The sequence below is a fragment of the Bacillus sp. FSL H8-0492 genome, from assembly GCF_038006145.1.
GTDB lineage: Bacteria > Bacillota > Bacilli > Bacillales > Bacillaceae_G > Bacillus_A > Bacillus_A mycoides.
Map to the genome: position 1 here is coordinate 723533 of NZ_JBBOUP010000001.1, position 14515 is coordinate 738047.

Genomic DNA, 14515 nt, shown 5'->3' on the forward strand with positions numbered 1-14515 from the left:
TAATAGGGGAGGGGATAAAGTGAAACTTTAATCAGTGGGGGCCTTACTGCTCGGTAATGCGGGATAAAAAAAGACTGCTGAGGAATCCCAGCAGTCTTTTCATGCAAATTACATTGAGAAGAAGATCCATACAGTAAGACCAACTGTTGCAGCTGCAACGAAGAAACTGTATATCATTGTAAGGATTTGAATGCTTCCTTCTCCTTCTTTTAAATGCATGAACATAATTAATTGTAATAAAGCTTGCGCAACAGCCATTATGATAATAGTTGTTAATATCGTTGAAAGTGGCAGGGGTGTATAAAGTGCCACGTATAAAGCTAGAAACGTTAGTGCAAGCGATAAAATAAATCCGAAAACGTGTGACCATGGGAATCCGCTATGCCCACGCCCGTTTGCTTGGTTGTTATTTTGACCCATTTACGCCACCATCCCGTTCAAGTAAACTAGTGTGTAAATAAAGACCCAAACAAGATCAAGGAAATGCCAGTATAAGCTGATAATAAATACTTTACGAGCTGTAACTGGTGTTAAACCTCGTTTTAAAATTTGGATAATAACACAAGTTGCCCAGATGATACCACCTGTTACGTGGGCACCATGCGTTCCAAGAAGAACGAAGAATGCCGATAAGAAAGCACTTGTTTGAATCGTTGCACCTTCACCAACGTACAAAATGAATTCTTCAATTTCAAAGAATAGGAAGCCTGCACCTAAAAGTAAAGTCAGGATAAACCAAGCTAACATTCCTTTTTGATTGTGTTTACGCATTTCATGAATTGCGATACCACATGTGAAACTACTTGTTAAAAGTAGTAGTGTTTGAATTAAAAGCGTTTTAAGTTCAAACAGTTGCGCTGGTGTTGGGCCATCTGCCGTACGACCAGCAAGGACTAGATAAGAGGCGAAAAGTGTTGCGAACAGCATAATTTCAGCCCCAAGAAAAATCCAGAATCCTAGGATGTTCAACCTGCTTTGCTCGGATTGATATTCCAAAGGTAAGCTTTTATCTAAAGCCGCCATGTCATTTCACCTCTCATGCTATATGTTCTGTTTCTTTAATTTCATCAACGCTTACGTAGTAGCCATCATCATAATCGAATGAACGATAGATTAAGCAACCTAAAATACCAATACCACCGATTGCTGCAATCCAGAACCAGCTAAATACTAATGCAAAACCTGCAAGACCGAAGAATAAAGACGCAATAATAGGCACGCCAGAATTACTTGGCATGTGAATTGGTTTTAATTCATCTGCTGTTGGTGTAATTGTTTCTCCACGTTTTTTCATGAACCAGAAAGCATCAGCTTCTTTAATTTCAGGAAGTTTCGCGAAGTTGTAATGTTGTACAGGAGATTGAGTTGCCCATTCAAGTGTACGGCCGTCCCATGGATCTCCAGTTGTGTCACGCTCACCGTGACGTGCACTCCAAATTACGTTATAGCAAAGGATTAGGAAGCCAATAGCCATCATTACAGCACCAACAGATGCGATTTGGTTTAGCCAGCCCCATCCAAGACTTTCAGAGTAAGTGTACATACGACGAGTCATACCGTCTAAACCTAAGAAGTACATTGGGAAGAAACAGATGTTAAATCCGCTCATAAAGATCCAGAATGTCCATTTACCTAGGCGTTCATTTAACATATGACCTGTCATTTTTGGATACCAGTATGTGAATCCAGCAAGCATAGCGAATACTGTACCTGCGATTAATACGTAGTGGAAGTGAGCAATTAGGAAGTAGCTGTTATGGTATTGATAATCAGCTGCTGCCATTCCAAGCATAACCCCTGTAACTCCACCAACTACGAAGTTTGGAATAAATGCCAATGACCAAAGCATTGGAACTGTAAAACGAATACGTCCTTTATACAGTGTAAACAACCAGTTAAAGATCTTAACACCGGTTGGAATCGAAATCGCCATTGTCGAAATCGAGAAGAATGAGTTAACCGCTGGACCTGCACCCATAGTGAAGAAATGGTGAAGCCATACGACGAAACTTAGTAAAGAAATTGCAACCATCGAGTACACCATCGCACTGTAACCGAATAGACGTTTACGTGAGAATGTACTAATGATTTCAGAGAAAATACCGAATGCCGGTAAAATAACGATATATACTTCAGGGTGACCCCATACCCAGAATAGGTTGGCCCATAACATCGGCATACCGCCGCTCGCCATCGTAAAGAAGTGAGCATCGAATAGACGGTCAAATGTCATTAATGCAAGAGCAACTGTTAATACTGGGAAAGCGAAAATAATGATAATTGTTGTAATTAAGATTGACCAAGTAAACATTGGCATTCTCATTAATTTCATGCCAGGTGTACGCATTTTTAAAATAGTAACTAGGAAGTTAATACCTGTCATTAACGTACCGAGACCTGAAATCTGTAATGCAATTGCGTAGTAGTTATTTCCTACACCAGAAGTAAACTCTGTACCTGCCATTGGGAAGTAAGAAGTCCACCCAGCGTCTGGAGAACCACCGATTACGAAAGCGATGTTGAATAACATTGCTCCGACAAAGAATAACCAGAAACTTAAAGCATTTAAGAACGGATATGCAACGTCACGAGCACCAATTTGTAATGGTACTACAAGGTTCATTAATCCCATAACGAATGGCATTGCCATGAAAAGAATCATTACTGTACCATGTGTTGTAAAGATTCCGTTATAGTGTTCAGCGTTTAAATAAGTTGTTTCTGGGAATGTTAACTGTGCACGGATCATTAAACCATCCATACCACCACGGAATAACATTATAACGGCAGAGATAATATACATGGTTCCTATTTTTTTATGGTCAACAGTTGTCAACCATTCATCCCAAAGCCATCTCCATTTTTTGTACTTTGTTAGTACGAAAAGAATCGCTAATGTCACAAGAACGATAGAAGCGTCAGCTCCGTAAATAATCGGGTCACCTGTGACAAAAAATTCATCAAGCTTCACTGTGTTCACTCCAATCTGTTGGAATAATAGCTATTATTTTTTGTTTTTGTAGTAGTTGTAATCACAATATTCAAGTGATTTTGGATCTACATAACTTAAGTGGTGACTAGAGAACGTCATACGCCCCACTACACCAGGTTTAATAATTTCGTTGTATTTCTTTTCTGATAATTTAGGGGCAGTTTCTTGTACTTCTTTTACCCACTTATCATATTTCTCTTTAGTTTTTGCTTCAACTTCGAACTCCATGTGAGTGAATCCTTCACCAGAGAAGTTCGAACTACGACCTAGGTAAGAACCTGGCTTGTCAGCTTGTAAATATAAGTCCATGATCATGCCATCCATTGTATACTTCATACCACCAAGTTCTGGTACCCAGAAAGCATTCATTGGACCGACAGAAGTCAGCTTAAATTGAATTGGTACACCAGCTGGGATGTTTAAATAGTTAACGGTTTCAATTTTTTCCTCCGGGTAACTAAATAACCATTTCCAGTTTGCAGATGTAACATAAATTTCAACTGGTTTAATATGTTTGGACTCTTGCGGAACCTCTTCCGAAGCATAAGTTGCTTTAACTGTTGGAATCGATAATGCGATAACGATAATAACAGGAATAATCGTCCAAATGATTTCTAATAATGTGTTACCATGTTGATCAGGTGGCTCATAGTCCATATTCTCTGGTTTTTCACGATAACGAATCAAGATGACTGTAAACAAGATGAATACAATTGCGATAATTAATGACATAAGCAAGAATGACCAAACAATTAAATCATACTGTGCTTTTGCAACAGGTCCTTGCGGATTTAATACTGCGAGTTTTTTATCACAGCCACCGAGGAACAGAAGTAATGATAACGGAAGAAGCGAAGCCAACTTCCAAAACGTTTTCTTTAGTTGCACGATTGAAAATCTCCTTTCTCCTTGGATTGAAACTATGCCAATAAAACAATATAAACCTATTAATTTATAGAAGGCAATAGTTTTTGTCATATTGTTAAAAAATAGACACAAATGCACGCTTTTTAAGGTGAATATCATTTGTAACTTGATAACATTGTAAACTATTTTCCAGATAAAAACGTGATTGTGGGAATTTTAAGATAAATAAAGTTATACCAACATACCCAATAAATAGAAAAAAATTATCTTATCATAAGGAAAAATACTGAATTTTTAATATATTCAGTTTGTTACCTAAGTTATATTTCTTTTTTGCTCAAATGTGACAACTTTCCGAAACTTTAACTCGGTATAAAATGTAACAAATGATCATAAATGGAACCCCGCAATAAAGAGCAATTCTCTGATCTGGAATGAAAGCTAAACTAACAAATGTAAGGAAATTGAGTGAGAAAGCTACGATTGGAACTATTGGATAAAGTGGTGTGCGGTATTTTAATTCTGCTTGTTCTACTTGTTGATTCATATGTCCCTCCCCCCATATTTTTTTGTATGTTTTAACTAGATTTTATCCCGCATTAACGGGCAGTAAGACCCCCACCTCAAAATTCAGCGAAAGCAAAGAAGTTAGGTGGGGGATCAACTGCCCGTAAAAGCCCGATTGGTTCAACTAATAATCAGTGGGGGATGAACAAAACCCCCACTGATTAAAGTTTCACTTTATTTTGTAGGGTTAATTTTGTACACGCTAATTGTATTACACGCTGCATTCCCAGAAGTATTTTCATTTGAGAATGTAGAAACAATACACGTTGCGATATTTATCTTTACTCTATTTGTAGTAGATTGCTGTATTTCTGTATGGCTTTCTAGAAAAAAGAAAGTACAAGAAGTAAAAGATAAAAAAGAAATAGAACGGAAAAAGAGAAAACGTTCATTTTGGATGACAACGTATTGTTTTTCTTTAGTGATTGCTGCTGCATTTTTTAGTGAGCATATTCCACTAGAAAGATTGGATATTAAATTTTGGGCAATTGTATTTGCATGTTATTTTTTCATGCACTTTCTTCCTTATATGAAAGAAAGGCGAGGAGAAGAGGAAGATCCGATTGAAGAAGAAGTGAGAGAACAAGAGAGTAAGAGAATAGAAGAAGACATAAAGAAACTTGGTGAACAAAAGTGGTATTTAAAATCAAAAATTATATATGTTCTTTGCTTCATTACGCCGCCAATCGGTTATGTGTATGTTTTCTTACTTCGTAAAAAAATGACAGAAGATGCAAAGCAAACGTACTTAACTGTTGCGACGATAATGATGGCGCTATGGTCTTTGAAATTCCTTCCGCCGTATGTGTTGGCAGGTACCGTTGTTGTTGTAGCTTGTCTTGTATTTATAGTGAAGTATGTGAAATGAAAAACACCAAGCCTATGTGGACTTGGTGTTTTATTTATAAATTAAAGATCACCTTGCTCCTCGTCACCACGAACAACAAGGACATCGCATTTCGCATAGCGAATAATATGTTCAGAGACGCTACCAATTAGGAAACGTTCTACAGCATTTAAACCAGTTGCACCACACATAATTAAATCCACTTTATGGCTTGGAGCGATTTCTTTTGAAATTTTAGATTTAGGATTACCAAATTCTAATACAGTTTCCACTTTTTCAAGACCAGCTTCAAGCGCAGTTTTTTTGTAGTCTTCTAATAAGTCTTCTGCAAATAGATTTGCACGTTCAGCAATTGCGCGGCTATAAGCCTCTACTGCTGAGTATGCTTTTACATCAACGATATGAGCAATTGTTAATGTTGCGTTGTTTCGTTTTGCAACTTGAATTGCTTTTTTAAAGGCTTTTTCTGCTTCTTTAGAACCGTCCACCGCAATTAAAATATTTGTATATGTATTATTCATAGTAAATTCCTCCCAATCATTTTTATTACCGTTTACAACTTTATTATAAAACAAATTTTGGTAATGTGCTTGTCGGAAACGTTACAGAATTTTGAAAACTTTGCCTTAATTCATTTTAGTTGTAATTGAAGCGAGAACTTGTTACATATGGAGTATAGCAATTTAAAAGGAGGCATGTTTGTGAGACACGCGCTCATTACAGCCGGTACGAAAGGTTTAGGAAAGCAAGTAACAGAAAAGTTATTGGATAAAGGATATTCAGTAACAGTAACATATCATAGCGATACAAGTGCTATGGAAACAATGAAAGAAACATATAAAAATATGGAAGAACGTCTACAGTTCGTGCAAGCTGATGTCACGAAAAAGGAAGATTTACATAAAATAGTAGAAGAAGCGATGAGCCGTTTTGGCAAAATTGACTTCTTAATTAATAATGCTGGTCCTTACGTATTTGAAAGGAAAAAATTAGTCGATTACGAAGAAAGCGAATGGAATGAAATGATCCAGGGTAATTTAACAGCGGTGTTTCATTTATTAAAACTTGTCGTACCGATTATGAGAAACCAGCAATTTGGCCGTATTATTAACTATGGATTTCAAGGGGCAGATAGCGCGCCTGGATGGATTTATCGTTCAGCCTTTGCAGCTGCGAAAGTCGGACTTGTTTCTTTAACGAAAACAGTCGCATACGAAGAAGCTGAATACGGTATTACTGCGAATATGGTATGTCCTGGTGATATAATTGGTGAAATGAAAGAGGCAACGATTGAAGAAGCACGAAATCTGAAAGGTAGTAACACACCAATTGGTAGATCTGGAACAGGGGAAGATATCGCAAGAACCATTTCGTTTTTATGTGAGGACGATTCTGATATGATTACTGGCACGATTATTGAAGTAACAGGCGCTGTTGATGTTATTCATAGACATCGATAGAATTAAATAAAGTGAAGTTTCGAATAATTGGACAGTTTATCCTTGATACTGAGAGGTACGGATAATACTGTCCTTTCATGTAAGATTAAATCTATCGGAAAACTTGTATTATTTTTTTGTCAAATATTGAGATATTATGTTAGAATATAAGAGTATAGAAAGCGCTTTAAAAAATGATTCAGGGGTCATTTCATAACTCAAGGGGGAACTAATAATGCGTATCGGTATTCCAACAGAAATTAAAAACAATGAAAACCGCGTGGCAATGACGCCAGCGGGAGCTGTACATTTAGTACAAAATGGTCATGAAGTTTTTGTTCAAAAAGGATCAGGTGTAGGATCAGGCTTTACAGATGAAGAATACGTACAAGCTGGTGCGAAACTTGTTGAAACTGCTGAAGAAGCATGGAATCAAGATATGGTTATGAAGGTAAAAGAGCCAGTTGAAAGTGAATACGGTTATTTCCGCGAAGGTTTAATTTTATTCACATACTTACACTTAGCTCCAGAGCCAGAATTAACGAAAGCATTAATTGATAACAAAGTGGTATCAATTGCATACGAAACAGTACAATTAGACAATCGTTCTTTACCATTACTTGCACCAATGAGTGAAGTAGCTGGTCGTATGTCTGCGCAAATCGGTGCACAGTTCCTTGAGAAAAACAAAGGTGGTAAAGGTATTTTACTTGCAGGTGTTCCAGGGGTGAAACGCGGTAAAGTAACAATTATCGGCGGTGGTCAAGCTGGTACAAACGCAGCGAAAATTGCAGTAGGTTTAGGTGCAGATGTAACAATCATCGACTTAAGTGCAGAACGTCTTCGTCAATTAGATGACATTTTCGGAAACCAAGTGAAAACGTTAATGTCTAACCCGTATAACATTGCAGAAGCTGTAAGAGAATCTGATCTTGTAATCGGTGCAGTATTAATCCCAGGTGCAAAAGCGCCAAAACTTGTAACAGAAGAAATGATTCAATCAATGGAACCAGGTTCTGTCGTTGTAGATATCGCGATTGACCAAGGTGGTATTTTCGAAACAACTGACCGTATTACAACTCATGACAACCCAACTTATGAGAAACATGGCGTTGTTCATTATGCAGTTGCAAATATGCCAGGTGCGGTGCCACGTACATCAACTCTTGCATTAACAAACGTAACAGTACCATATGCAGTACAAATTGCTAACAAAGGCTATAAAGACGCTTGCTTAGGCAACTCTGCATTATTAAAAGGTATTAACACATTAGATGGCTATGTAACATTCGAAGCAGTGGCAGAAGCACACGGCTTACAATATGCTGATGCAAAAGAGCTACTTGAAAAAGCTCCTGCTTTATCATAATAGAAATACATGTAAGCCCCTCCTTTCGTAAGGAGGGGCTTTTTATTTAGATTAATTGTCTAGTTTCTTTACAATCTTTAATCCGAACATCATTGTAAAGAAAAGAATGCCGAACAAGTAATATAAGGCATACTCTACTCGTATCGTCGAATTTTCGTTAGTGATATATAAAACAAATAGTATCGCAGAGCCAATTAAATGAGACAGACCGAAAATTTGCGCCATAAGTTTTAAACTCATCTTCTCGATTCTTTCATCCATCTCAGGTAATGGATATTTCTCTGCATCGTTCTTTTTTTTCTTAAAGAATATTCGTTTCACTACTAATAGTACCAAGGCTAAGAGTATGTAAACGCCAGCGAATAGAAGGACGGAACGAATCTTTTCTTCATCACTACTATTGAAATAAAGAAAAGTCGATCCTAACAACAAAATGGTAAGATGCGAAATGAACTCTTGATTAAAAGTATTTTTCATTCTTTTTCCTCCCCAGTTTTATCTAATTGAAATAAATCTTCTACTTTACAGCCGAAAAACTCACATAATTTCAATGCTAATTCTAAACTTGGGTTGTATTTATTCTTCTCGATAGCGATGAGGGATTGTCTAGTGATTTGAACAGAGGAAGCTAATTGCTCTTGGGTGATGTCTCTAACGACGCGGAATTGTTTCACTTTATTTTTAATCAAATATACAAAGTCTCCTTTTTGTAAATTTGTTACTTTTATAATATCCATTTATAGGTAAAAAGTAAATGAAACTTTACAAAAAGTAAATAAAACTTTACGAGAGATATAGCTTGTTATGATGTTGTTTTTTGTGATAATTTGGAATTAAATGAAAAATGAAAGTCGATAGAGGGGATTCAATGGGGAGTAAAAATAGGAAGAAAAAGCAAGCTAAAAGACAAAAGTATATAAAGAAAAAACAGGAACAGAACATACCTCTTTCAAAAAAAGTAGTCATTATGATAGAAAAAACATTTCGGTATATTTGTATGGCTCTGTATGTGATTTTGTGTATGTATTCATTTGGACTGTTTTACAGTTTTGAGATAACTCCTAATATTATTGAGAGTAGTCTAGTTTTTATCCTTGTTGTAATAGAATTGGTTTTATTCGTTATATTCTTTCATAAAGTATGGCCTAGTTATGAAAGTAAGAGAAATAGGAAAAGAAAAAAGAGAAAAAAATCTTCATCCGATTCAAGCTCATCAAGTGGATTTGGTGATTATAGTAGCAACGATTGTAGCAGCTCAAGTGATAGTGGAGGAGATTGCGGAGGTGGTGGAGACTAAGTTAGTTTTTCAGAAGAACGACTAATGAAAGGGTGGGACGAAAGATGGAAACTGTAAATTTATTAGAATTAACAAAGGACATTCAAGAACAACATAAAAACTTCGTCGTTTCAAATGTAAATAATCATTGTTTACGAATCGCCGTATTTACTGGTGAATATGATTGGCACTATCATTCTAATTCGGATGAATTATTTATTGTGCTAGAGGGAGAACTACTTATCGATTTTGAAGATGGAGAGACGGCGGTTTTAAAGCCAAATGATTCTATCTTAATTCCAGCATGCACGATCCATAGAACGAGAGTATTCAAGAGAACGGTAAATCTTTGTTTTGAAAATATAGAGGCGGATACGATTAAAGTGGAGCAATTATGAAAAAATTATCTGTAGCCCAGTATAGAAAAATCCTTCCGATTTTAGAAGGTCATACAAGGACAACAACCTTTGCTCATGCGGTATGTGATCAAATGATAGATGGTGAAGTTTTTGCAAACGAGAAGTTAACAGCAGGACTAATTCGTACAGCTAATGGTATCTATTATTTATTTGGTGATACGGATGATCAAAATTATAACGAATATTTATTTGCATATTTAAAAATGGCTATTGAAAAAACAGAGAAGAGATTTACATTGTTCACTTCGAGTGACGATTGGGAAATGATGTTAGAAGAGCGTTTTAGTAATGCATTTCGGAACATCCCACGAATGACATTTCAATTTCAAAGAGAAGTTTTTGAAGATAGAAAAATAGAATTAAACAAAAATACATATGAAATTAAACGTATTGATAAAAGTGATATAGAACGAAGTAATGAATTTACAGAGGATTATTATAAAGAATATTGGGGATCAAAAGAAGTGTTTTTAAATAACGGCTTTGGTTTTTGTATAGAACAAGATGGGATGATTGTAGCCGAATGCGTCTCAATATTTAGAGGGAATGGCTTTGCTGAAATTGATATTGCAACACATGAAGCACATCAAGGGAAAGGGTTAGCTCAAGCTGTCGCAACACGTTTCATTGAACAGTGTATACAAAATCATATTACACCATGCTGGGATTGTAATGTAGATAATATTCCCTCGCAAAAATTAGCTAGTAAATTAAGCTTCCATAATCCAGTAGAATATGTTTTGTTTGTCCGCAGGAAAATGGGGGAATAAAAGATGAACGTAGAATTAACAAGATTCAAAGTCAAGCCAGGTAAAAGCCAGCGTGTAGATGAATGGATGCAGCTTCTTAATGATAATATGAAAGAAGTGCTTTTGACATTAAACGACGAAAAGATGTATGTAGAGACAATTTTCCGGGAAATAAGAGATGGAGAAGAGTACTTATATTGGTATTCTGTGCAAGGAGAAGGCGGGGCTCTTGTCGAAAATTCTCATCATGAAATTGATAAAAAACATTTAGAGTTTTGGTATGAATGTATTGATGAAGAAACACCGTCTGTTGATATGAAAACAGAAGTTGTTATGATTCAAGATGTTGTGAAGGAAGTAATGAAATAATAGAATAGTATGTTGGAGAGAAGCGCATCAAAATAGATGTGCTTTTTATTTTGAAAAAAATTTTAAGGAAAAGCTGTATACATTTTACGCTCTCAAACGTTGAGTATATACAAAGGAGAGCAGAATGAGCCATGATACGTTTGAATCATTATTAATAGAGAAATCAAAAGCTGTGTTTGGATACTTAATTAAGATTGGAGCAGATAGAAAAGAAGCGGAAGATATTGTGCAAGATACGTTGTATAAGGCTTTATTGCTTATGGAGGAAATACCGTTAGAGCATTTAACACCGTGGCTATTTAGAGTTGCGATCAATCAGCACCGAGATTTACACCGAAAAGAAAAAAGACTAAATCCAATTGCGATTGAATCGGTCGTTCTTATTGGTCAAAAGTCATTAGATGAAGTGCTTTTAACAAGTGAACTGCAAGGAGAAGTACAAGAAATACTGGAGACGATGACGGAGGATTATCGTCATATTTTACTGTTGAAATATGAATATGAACTATCTTATAAGGAAATTGCCATTTTATTAAGTATGAAAGAAGAAACAGTGAAAACAAGTTTGTACCGTGCAAGAAATCAATTTAAAAAATTGTATAGGAGGAGAAATGATGAGTCGGAAGGATTTTGATTTGAATATGGATGATAAGCAGATGAAGACTTTGATGAAGAGAGCGAAGAGGAAGCAGCTTTGGCGAAACTGGCTTATTTCTATTTGTGCGTCCATTATTGTTATAGTAAGTTTGTTTTTGGGGGCAGCTTATTTTTCTCAGCAAACGTTTAGAAAAATGGAAAGAGAAATGAATGCACTACATAGGGTTCAAGGCCCTAATATTCATTTTAGTGGAAGTATGTATTTAAGTCTCGGTATGACAGGAAGTACAGTAATATACAACTCTTATAAAAATATAGCCGGTCAACCAGTAAAATGGATAAATGATATATATGAATCAGGTATCTGGGGTTATAGTATGAAGCACTACAATGGTGAACTTGTTAGTTTAGATGAAGAGAAAAGGGGGGGAGGGGCTGTTACCATACCGGATTATAATGTACAAACAATGCAAAGAGAAATGAGGTTTTATTTACCTTTCGTTACTTATAAAAATTATGTGGATGATCTGAAAAATATTGGGGATTTGCAAAATAAAGTTGCAGAAGTAGCCTTATCTTTTGATAAATCGTATACAGCTGAACAAATTACTGAGATGCTTCCCAAAAGTGTACAGCCAGTTTGGTTTTGGGTGGATACATATAATGAAAAGAAAAGCGATTTTTATGTAGGGTTAAAAGATCCTAAAGATGGTGCGATATTAAATGCGGAAATGGCAAAAAACGTTTTTGGATTTGAAGGAAGTTATTCAAAAGTGAAAGAAGATATGAAAAACGATATAACAATAAACTCAAAAGAATTTCTATACCAAATGAAGTATTTAGCAAAAAATAGTGAAGGTATACCAAGTGATTATTTTGAACAATATTATAAAGAAATAAAAAACACGAAACCAAAAGACCTACCAATATACGGTGTAGTTGTAACAGGGAAAACAGAGGATTTACAAGGTTTACAAGGAGCACCATATATTAAGGCGGCTGTAAGAGGCGTAACAGTTGAGAAATATTGATTATAATTAATTAATGTGAATAATCAGAAAATTTATGTTATAATATGGGAAAAGGAGGTTTATATGAGGCAAATACATGGAGCAATTTATATTTACATAACAATGTTTTTCGTGGCGATATCCTATGGATTAGGGCACGTGTATTCGCATCCTATACTAACTTTTTTAAGCGGAGCATGTATGGCGTTTGCGCTTCTTGTCCACCTTTTCTCAGTTTGGATCGTGAAATTTCAAATAAATATTAGTGAGATAGAAGAAGGCACTTTTTGAGTGGCCTTCTTTTTTAGTAATAATATTTATGAAGTTCTTGTAGTAATTTTTCAACTTCACGTTCAGTTTTTTTACATATAGACATTGTACGTAATTTGAAAAATAAGCTGCGCAAGAAAGATTTTATATTTCCGTATAGAAATTCATACGAGTCAATATGTAGTGTCGGTTTTTGAACTTGTAATTGAGCTACTAGATCACGAAGGGCTAATATGAGTATTTTTTCCTCCAAGCCATTTTGCAGCATTACGACAATCGGATAAACGAGACGCTCATCTTCTTCATATTTGTAATAAATGGAATGGATACAAACTTTGTTTAATAAAGTTTGTAGTATTTCTTCGTAATGTGAAGTTTCCAGTTTAGGATTATTAACAAGTGCCTCAAATGTATCGGAAGCATGAGCGATACTATGTGCCCAGCCTTGGTCTTGTACATACCCACGGAAATCCTGTTCTTTGTTCATATATAGAATTAATTTATCTTTTACATTTAAAATATCAGTCTGTGATAAGAAATTATGATTTGTATCAGCATCAATAATGAGTGCGATTAATAATGTTGTAAATGCACGGGTAAATACAGCATCGTCTTTATCCGAATGAATCTTATAAAATAAATATTTTTCACTGATGCTTTCTGATAATAGTTTCTGTAAGTGGGTGTGTGAAATATAGTCCTTCTTGATTAGATGATAAAAAGTAGAGTAAATGAGTTTGTCCCTTAAATAGCTATCAGTAACACCGATATGTTGAAGCATACTTGAACTTAAAGAATCAATATTGAGTGCACCATTGATTACGTAATTATTATCACGAATTTCTGCTAACTGTTGTTGTAACATGTAAACCTCCTGTTTTAGAAAATTCTGTATATTAATAGTATAATGAGAGGAAGAAATAGACAAGAAATAAGTGCTTTTGGATGGGGGGGACATTATGAAGAGAGCATTATTCTTTTTTATTAGTATTTTCTTTTTTGGAAGTTGTTCGATTTCGTATGTTACTTTTTCTAGCGAGAGCAAAAGTTGGACGGGACAATATAAAGGTCATATTAAGGATGACAGTGAAGATGGAATGTTTACGTTTCAGTATAAGGGCGGAGATGGGAATACAGAAATTGAAAATTTAGAGATTGCTATTAATGAAGCGTTTAGTACAATGACACAAACGTCAGAAAGTCATAAAGGGGCAAGGATTGAAATGAAATCATCTTGTGTAAGTTGTGCGCCTTTATCTAAAGGTGAACCGATAGAGGTTGTGATTAAATGGGATGATAAGTATGAAGAGAAGATGGTTTTAAAGCGGAAATAGCGAAGAGTGAGGGATTAAAAATGAATAGAAATATGAAAATTTCTATGCATATATTTTTAAGTGTACTTCTAATCATATTATCAGCGTGTACTACGAAAACAGTAGAGCAAGTAGGGGGAAAAGAAGAACCTAAAGAAGGGTATGTAATATTGAGAAATGGCACAATATTTTTTGACAGTGATAAAACTTTTAAAACAAAAGTAGAGTTGCAAAATTATATGGAACAACAAATGAATAAAGAGCATCCATCACATACAGTCTTGAGTTTTAAGAATAAAGACGCATATAATCAATTAAAAACAGGGGATAAAATAAAAGTATGGTCTTCTCAAACACTTGAGAGTTATCCATCAAAAATGATTGTAGAGAAATTTGAAATAGTAGAGAAATAGAAAAGGCAGCGATCACGC

The 14515-nt window shown here is 35.4% G+C and carries 20 protein-coding genes and 1 pseudogene; 12 read left to right on the forward strand and 9 right to left on the reverse strand.

The features are described from left to right. Positions 1 to 108: 108 nt before the first annotated feature. From qoxD to MHH66_RS03665, 5 genes and pseudogenes are all read right to left on the reverse strand, one after another. Positions 109 to 420 carry a cytochrome aa3 quinol oxidase subunit IV gene (qoxD, locus tag MHH66_RS03645; RefSeq protein ID WP_078185066.1) on the reverse strand — a complete coding sequence of 104 codons (312 nt, stop codon included), beginning with the start codon at positions 418 to 420 and terminating at the stop codon, positions 109 to 111. Continuing rightward, positions 421 to 1023, reverse strand: a complete 603-nt coding sequence (gene qoxC / locus MHH66_RS03650) for a cytochrome aa3 quinol oxidase subunit III (RefSeq protein WP_000729310.1) — start codon at positions 1021 to 1023, stop codon at positions 421 to 423. A gap of 13 nt (positions 1024 to 1036) precedes the next feature. After that, positions 1037 to 2971 carry a cytochrome aa3 quinol oxidase subunit I gene (gene qoxB, locus MHH66_RS03655; protein WP_002063826.1) on the reverse strand — a complete coding sequence of 645 codons (1935 nt, stop codon included), beginning with the start codon at positions 2969 to 2971 and terminating at the stop codon, positions 1037 to 1039. A 33-nt stretch (positions 2972 to 3004) separates the two neighbouring features. Next, positions 3005 to 3880, reverse strand: coding sequence for a cytochrome aa3 quinol oxidase subunit II (locus MHH66_RS03660; RefSeq protein WP_002134440.1), 876 nt, complete (start codon positions 3878 to 3880; stop codon positions 3005 to 3007). A 294-nt stretch (positions 3881 to 4174) separates the two neighbouring features. Further along, positions 4175 to 4382: pseudogene (locus MHH66_RS03665) on the reverse strand (amino acid permease); the annotation flags it as partial. Positions 4383 to 4586: 204 nt separating this feature from the next. Between MHH66_RS03665 and MHH66_RS03670 the strand changes: the two are divergent. After that, the gene (locus MHH66_RS03670) at positions 4587 to 5294 is read left to right on the forward strand and encodes a hypothetical protein (protein ID WP_078185065.1); all 708 of its coding nucleotides are present in this window, start codon (positions 4587 to 4589) and stop codon (positions 5292 to 5294) included. A 41-nt stretch (positions 5295 to 5335) separates the two neighbouring features. Here MHH66_RS03670 and MHH66_RS03675 read toward each other — a convergent pair whose 3' ends face one another. Next, the gene (locus tag MHH66_RS03675; RefSeq protein ID WP_078185064.1) at positions 5336 to 5794 is read right to left on the reverse strand and encodes a universal stress protein; all 459 of its coding nucleotides are present in this window, start codon (positions 5792 to 5794) and stop codon (positions 5336 to 5338) included. Between the two features lie 147 nt (positions 5795 to 5941). Here MHH66_RS03675 and MHH66_RS03680 point away from each other — a divergent pair, with 147 nt between their 5' ends. After that, positions 5942 to 6733: an SDR family oxidoreductase gene (locus MHH66_RS03680; protein ID WP_078185063.1), complete on the forward strand. Its 792-nt coding sequence runs from the start codon at positions 5942 to 5944 to the stop codon at positions 6731 to 6733. A gap of 214 nt (positions 6734 to 6947) precedes the next feature. Then, a complete protein-coding gene (gene ald / locus MHH66_RS03685; RefSeq protein WP_002138611.1) occupies positions 6948 to 8081 on the forward strand; it encodes an alanine dehydrogenase in 1134 nt (377 codons plus the stop codon). A gap of 51 nt (positions 8082 to 8132) precedes the next feature. Here the strand turns inward: ald and MHH66_RS03690 are convergent, their stop codons facing one another. Together MHH66_RS03690 and MHH66_RS03695 are read right to left on the reverse strand one after the other, a co-directional pair. Next, positions 8133 to 8558, reverse strand: a complete 426-nt coding sequence (locus MHH66_RS03690) for a hypothetical protein (protein ID WP_078185062.1) — start codon at positions 8556 to 8558, stop codon at positions 8133 to 8135. Further along, positions 8555 to 8818 carry a helix-turn-helix transcriptional regulator gene (locus tag MHH66_RS03695; protein WP_002067482.1) on the reverse strand — a complete coding sequence of 88 codons (264 nt, stop codon included), beginning with the start codon at positions 8816 to 8818 and terminating at the stop codon, positions 8555 to 8557. The genes MHH66_RS03690 and MHH66_RS03695 overlap by 4 nt, the downstream gene beginning before the upstream one ends. 131 nt (positions 8819 to 8949) lie before the next feature. Here MHH66_RS03695 and MHH66_RS03700 point away from each other — a divergent pair, with 131 nt between their 5' ends. The 7 genes from MHH66_RS03700 (at position 8950) to MHH66_RS03730 (ending at position 12792) form a co-directional block, all read left to right on the forward strand. After that, the gene (locus MHH66_RS03700) at positions 8950 to 9378 is read left to right on the forward strand and encodes a hypothetical protein (RefSeq protein ID WP_078185061.1); all 429 of its coding nucleotides are present in this window, start codon (positions 8950 to 8952) and stop codon (positions 9376 to 9378) included. A 44-nt stretch (positions 9379 to 9422) separates the two neighbouring features. Then, positions 9423 to 9755, forward strand: a complete 333-nt coding sequence (locus MHH66_RS03705; RefSeq protein WP_078185060.1) for a cupin domain-containing protein — start codon at positions 9423 to 9425, stop codon at positions 9753 to 9755. Further along, the gene (locus tag MHH66_RS03710; protein ID WP_078185059.1) at positions 9752 to 10546 is read left to right on the forward strand and encodes a GNAT family N-acetyltransferase; all 795 of its coding nucleotides are present in this window, start codon (positions 9752 to 9754) and stop codon (positions 10544 to 10546) included. The genes MHH66_RS03705 and MHH66_RS03710 overlap by 4 nt, the downstream gene beginning before the upstream one ends. A 3-nt stretch (positions 10547 to 10549) precedes the next feature. Then, positions 10550 to 10894 (forward strand): DUF6176 family protein, encoded by a 345-nt coding sequence (locus tag MHH66_RS03715; protein WP_063218367.1) that lies wholly within the window; start codon positions 10550 to 10552, stop codon positions 10892 to 10894. Positions 10895 to 11018: 124 nt separating this feature from the next. Beyond that, positions 11019 to 11528 (forward strand): RNA polymerase sigma factor, encoded by a 510-nt coding sequence (locus tag MHH66_RS03720; protein ID WP_078185058.1) that lies wholly within the window; start codon positions 11019 to 11021, stop codon positions 11526 to 11528. Next, positions 11509 to 12522, forward strand: coding sequence for an anti sigma factor C-terminal domain-containing protein (locus tag MHH66_RS03725; protein ID WP_078185057.1), 1014 nt, complete (start codon positions 11509 to 11511; stop codon positions 12520 to 12522). The genes MHH66_RS03720 and MHH66_RS03725 overlap by 20 nt, the downstream gene beginning before the upstream one ends. A 63-nt stretch (positions 12523 to 12585) precedes the next feature. After that, entirely contained in the window at positions 12586 to 12792 is a 207-nt protein-coding gene (locus tag MHH66_RS03730) for a hypothetical protein (RefSeq protein ID WP_002088956.1), read from the forward strand. Positions 12793 to 12805: 13 nt separating this feature from the next. On the opposite strand, the gene MHH66_RS03735 is transcribed toward MHH66_RS03730, so the two are convergent. Continuing rightward, positions 12806 to 13636 (reverse strand): DUF2785 domain-containing protein, encoded by an 831-nt coding sequence (locus tag MHH66_RS03735; protein ID WP_078185056.1) that lies wholly within the window; start codon positions 13634 to 13636, stop codon positions 12806 to 12808. Between the two features lie 94 nt (positions 13637 to 13730). Here MHH66_RS03735 and MHH66_RS03740 point away from each other — a divergent pair, with 94 nt between their 5' ends. Together MHH66_RS03740 and MHH66_RS03745 are read left to right on the forward strand one after the other, a co-directional pair. Next, positions 13731 to 14105 (forward strand): hypothetical protein, encoded by a 375-nt coding sequence (locus tag MHH66_RS03740; RefSeq protein ID WP_063218370.1) that lies wholly within the window; start codon positions 13731 to 13733, stop codon positions 14103 to 14105. A gap of 20 nt (positions 14106 to 14125) precedes the next feature. Next, complete coding sequence (locus tag MHH66_RS03745; RefSeq protein WP_063218371.1) at positions 14126 to 14497, forward strand: DUF3221 domain-containing protein; 372 nt, start codon at positions 14126 to 14128, stop codon at positions 14495 to 14497. Positions 14498 to 14515: the final 18 nt, after the last annotated feature.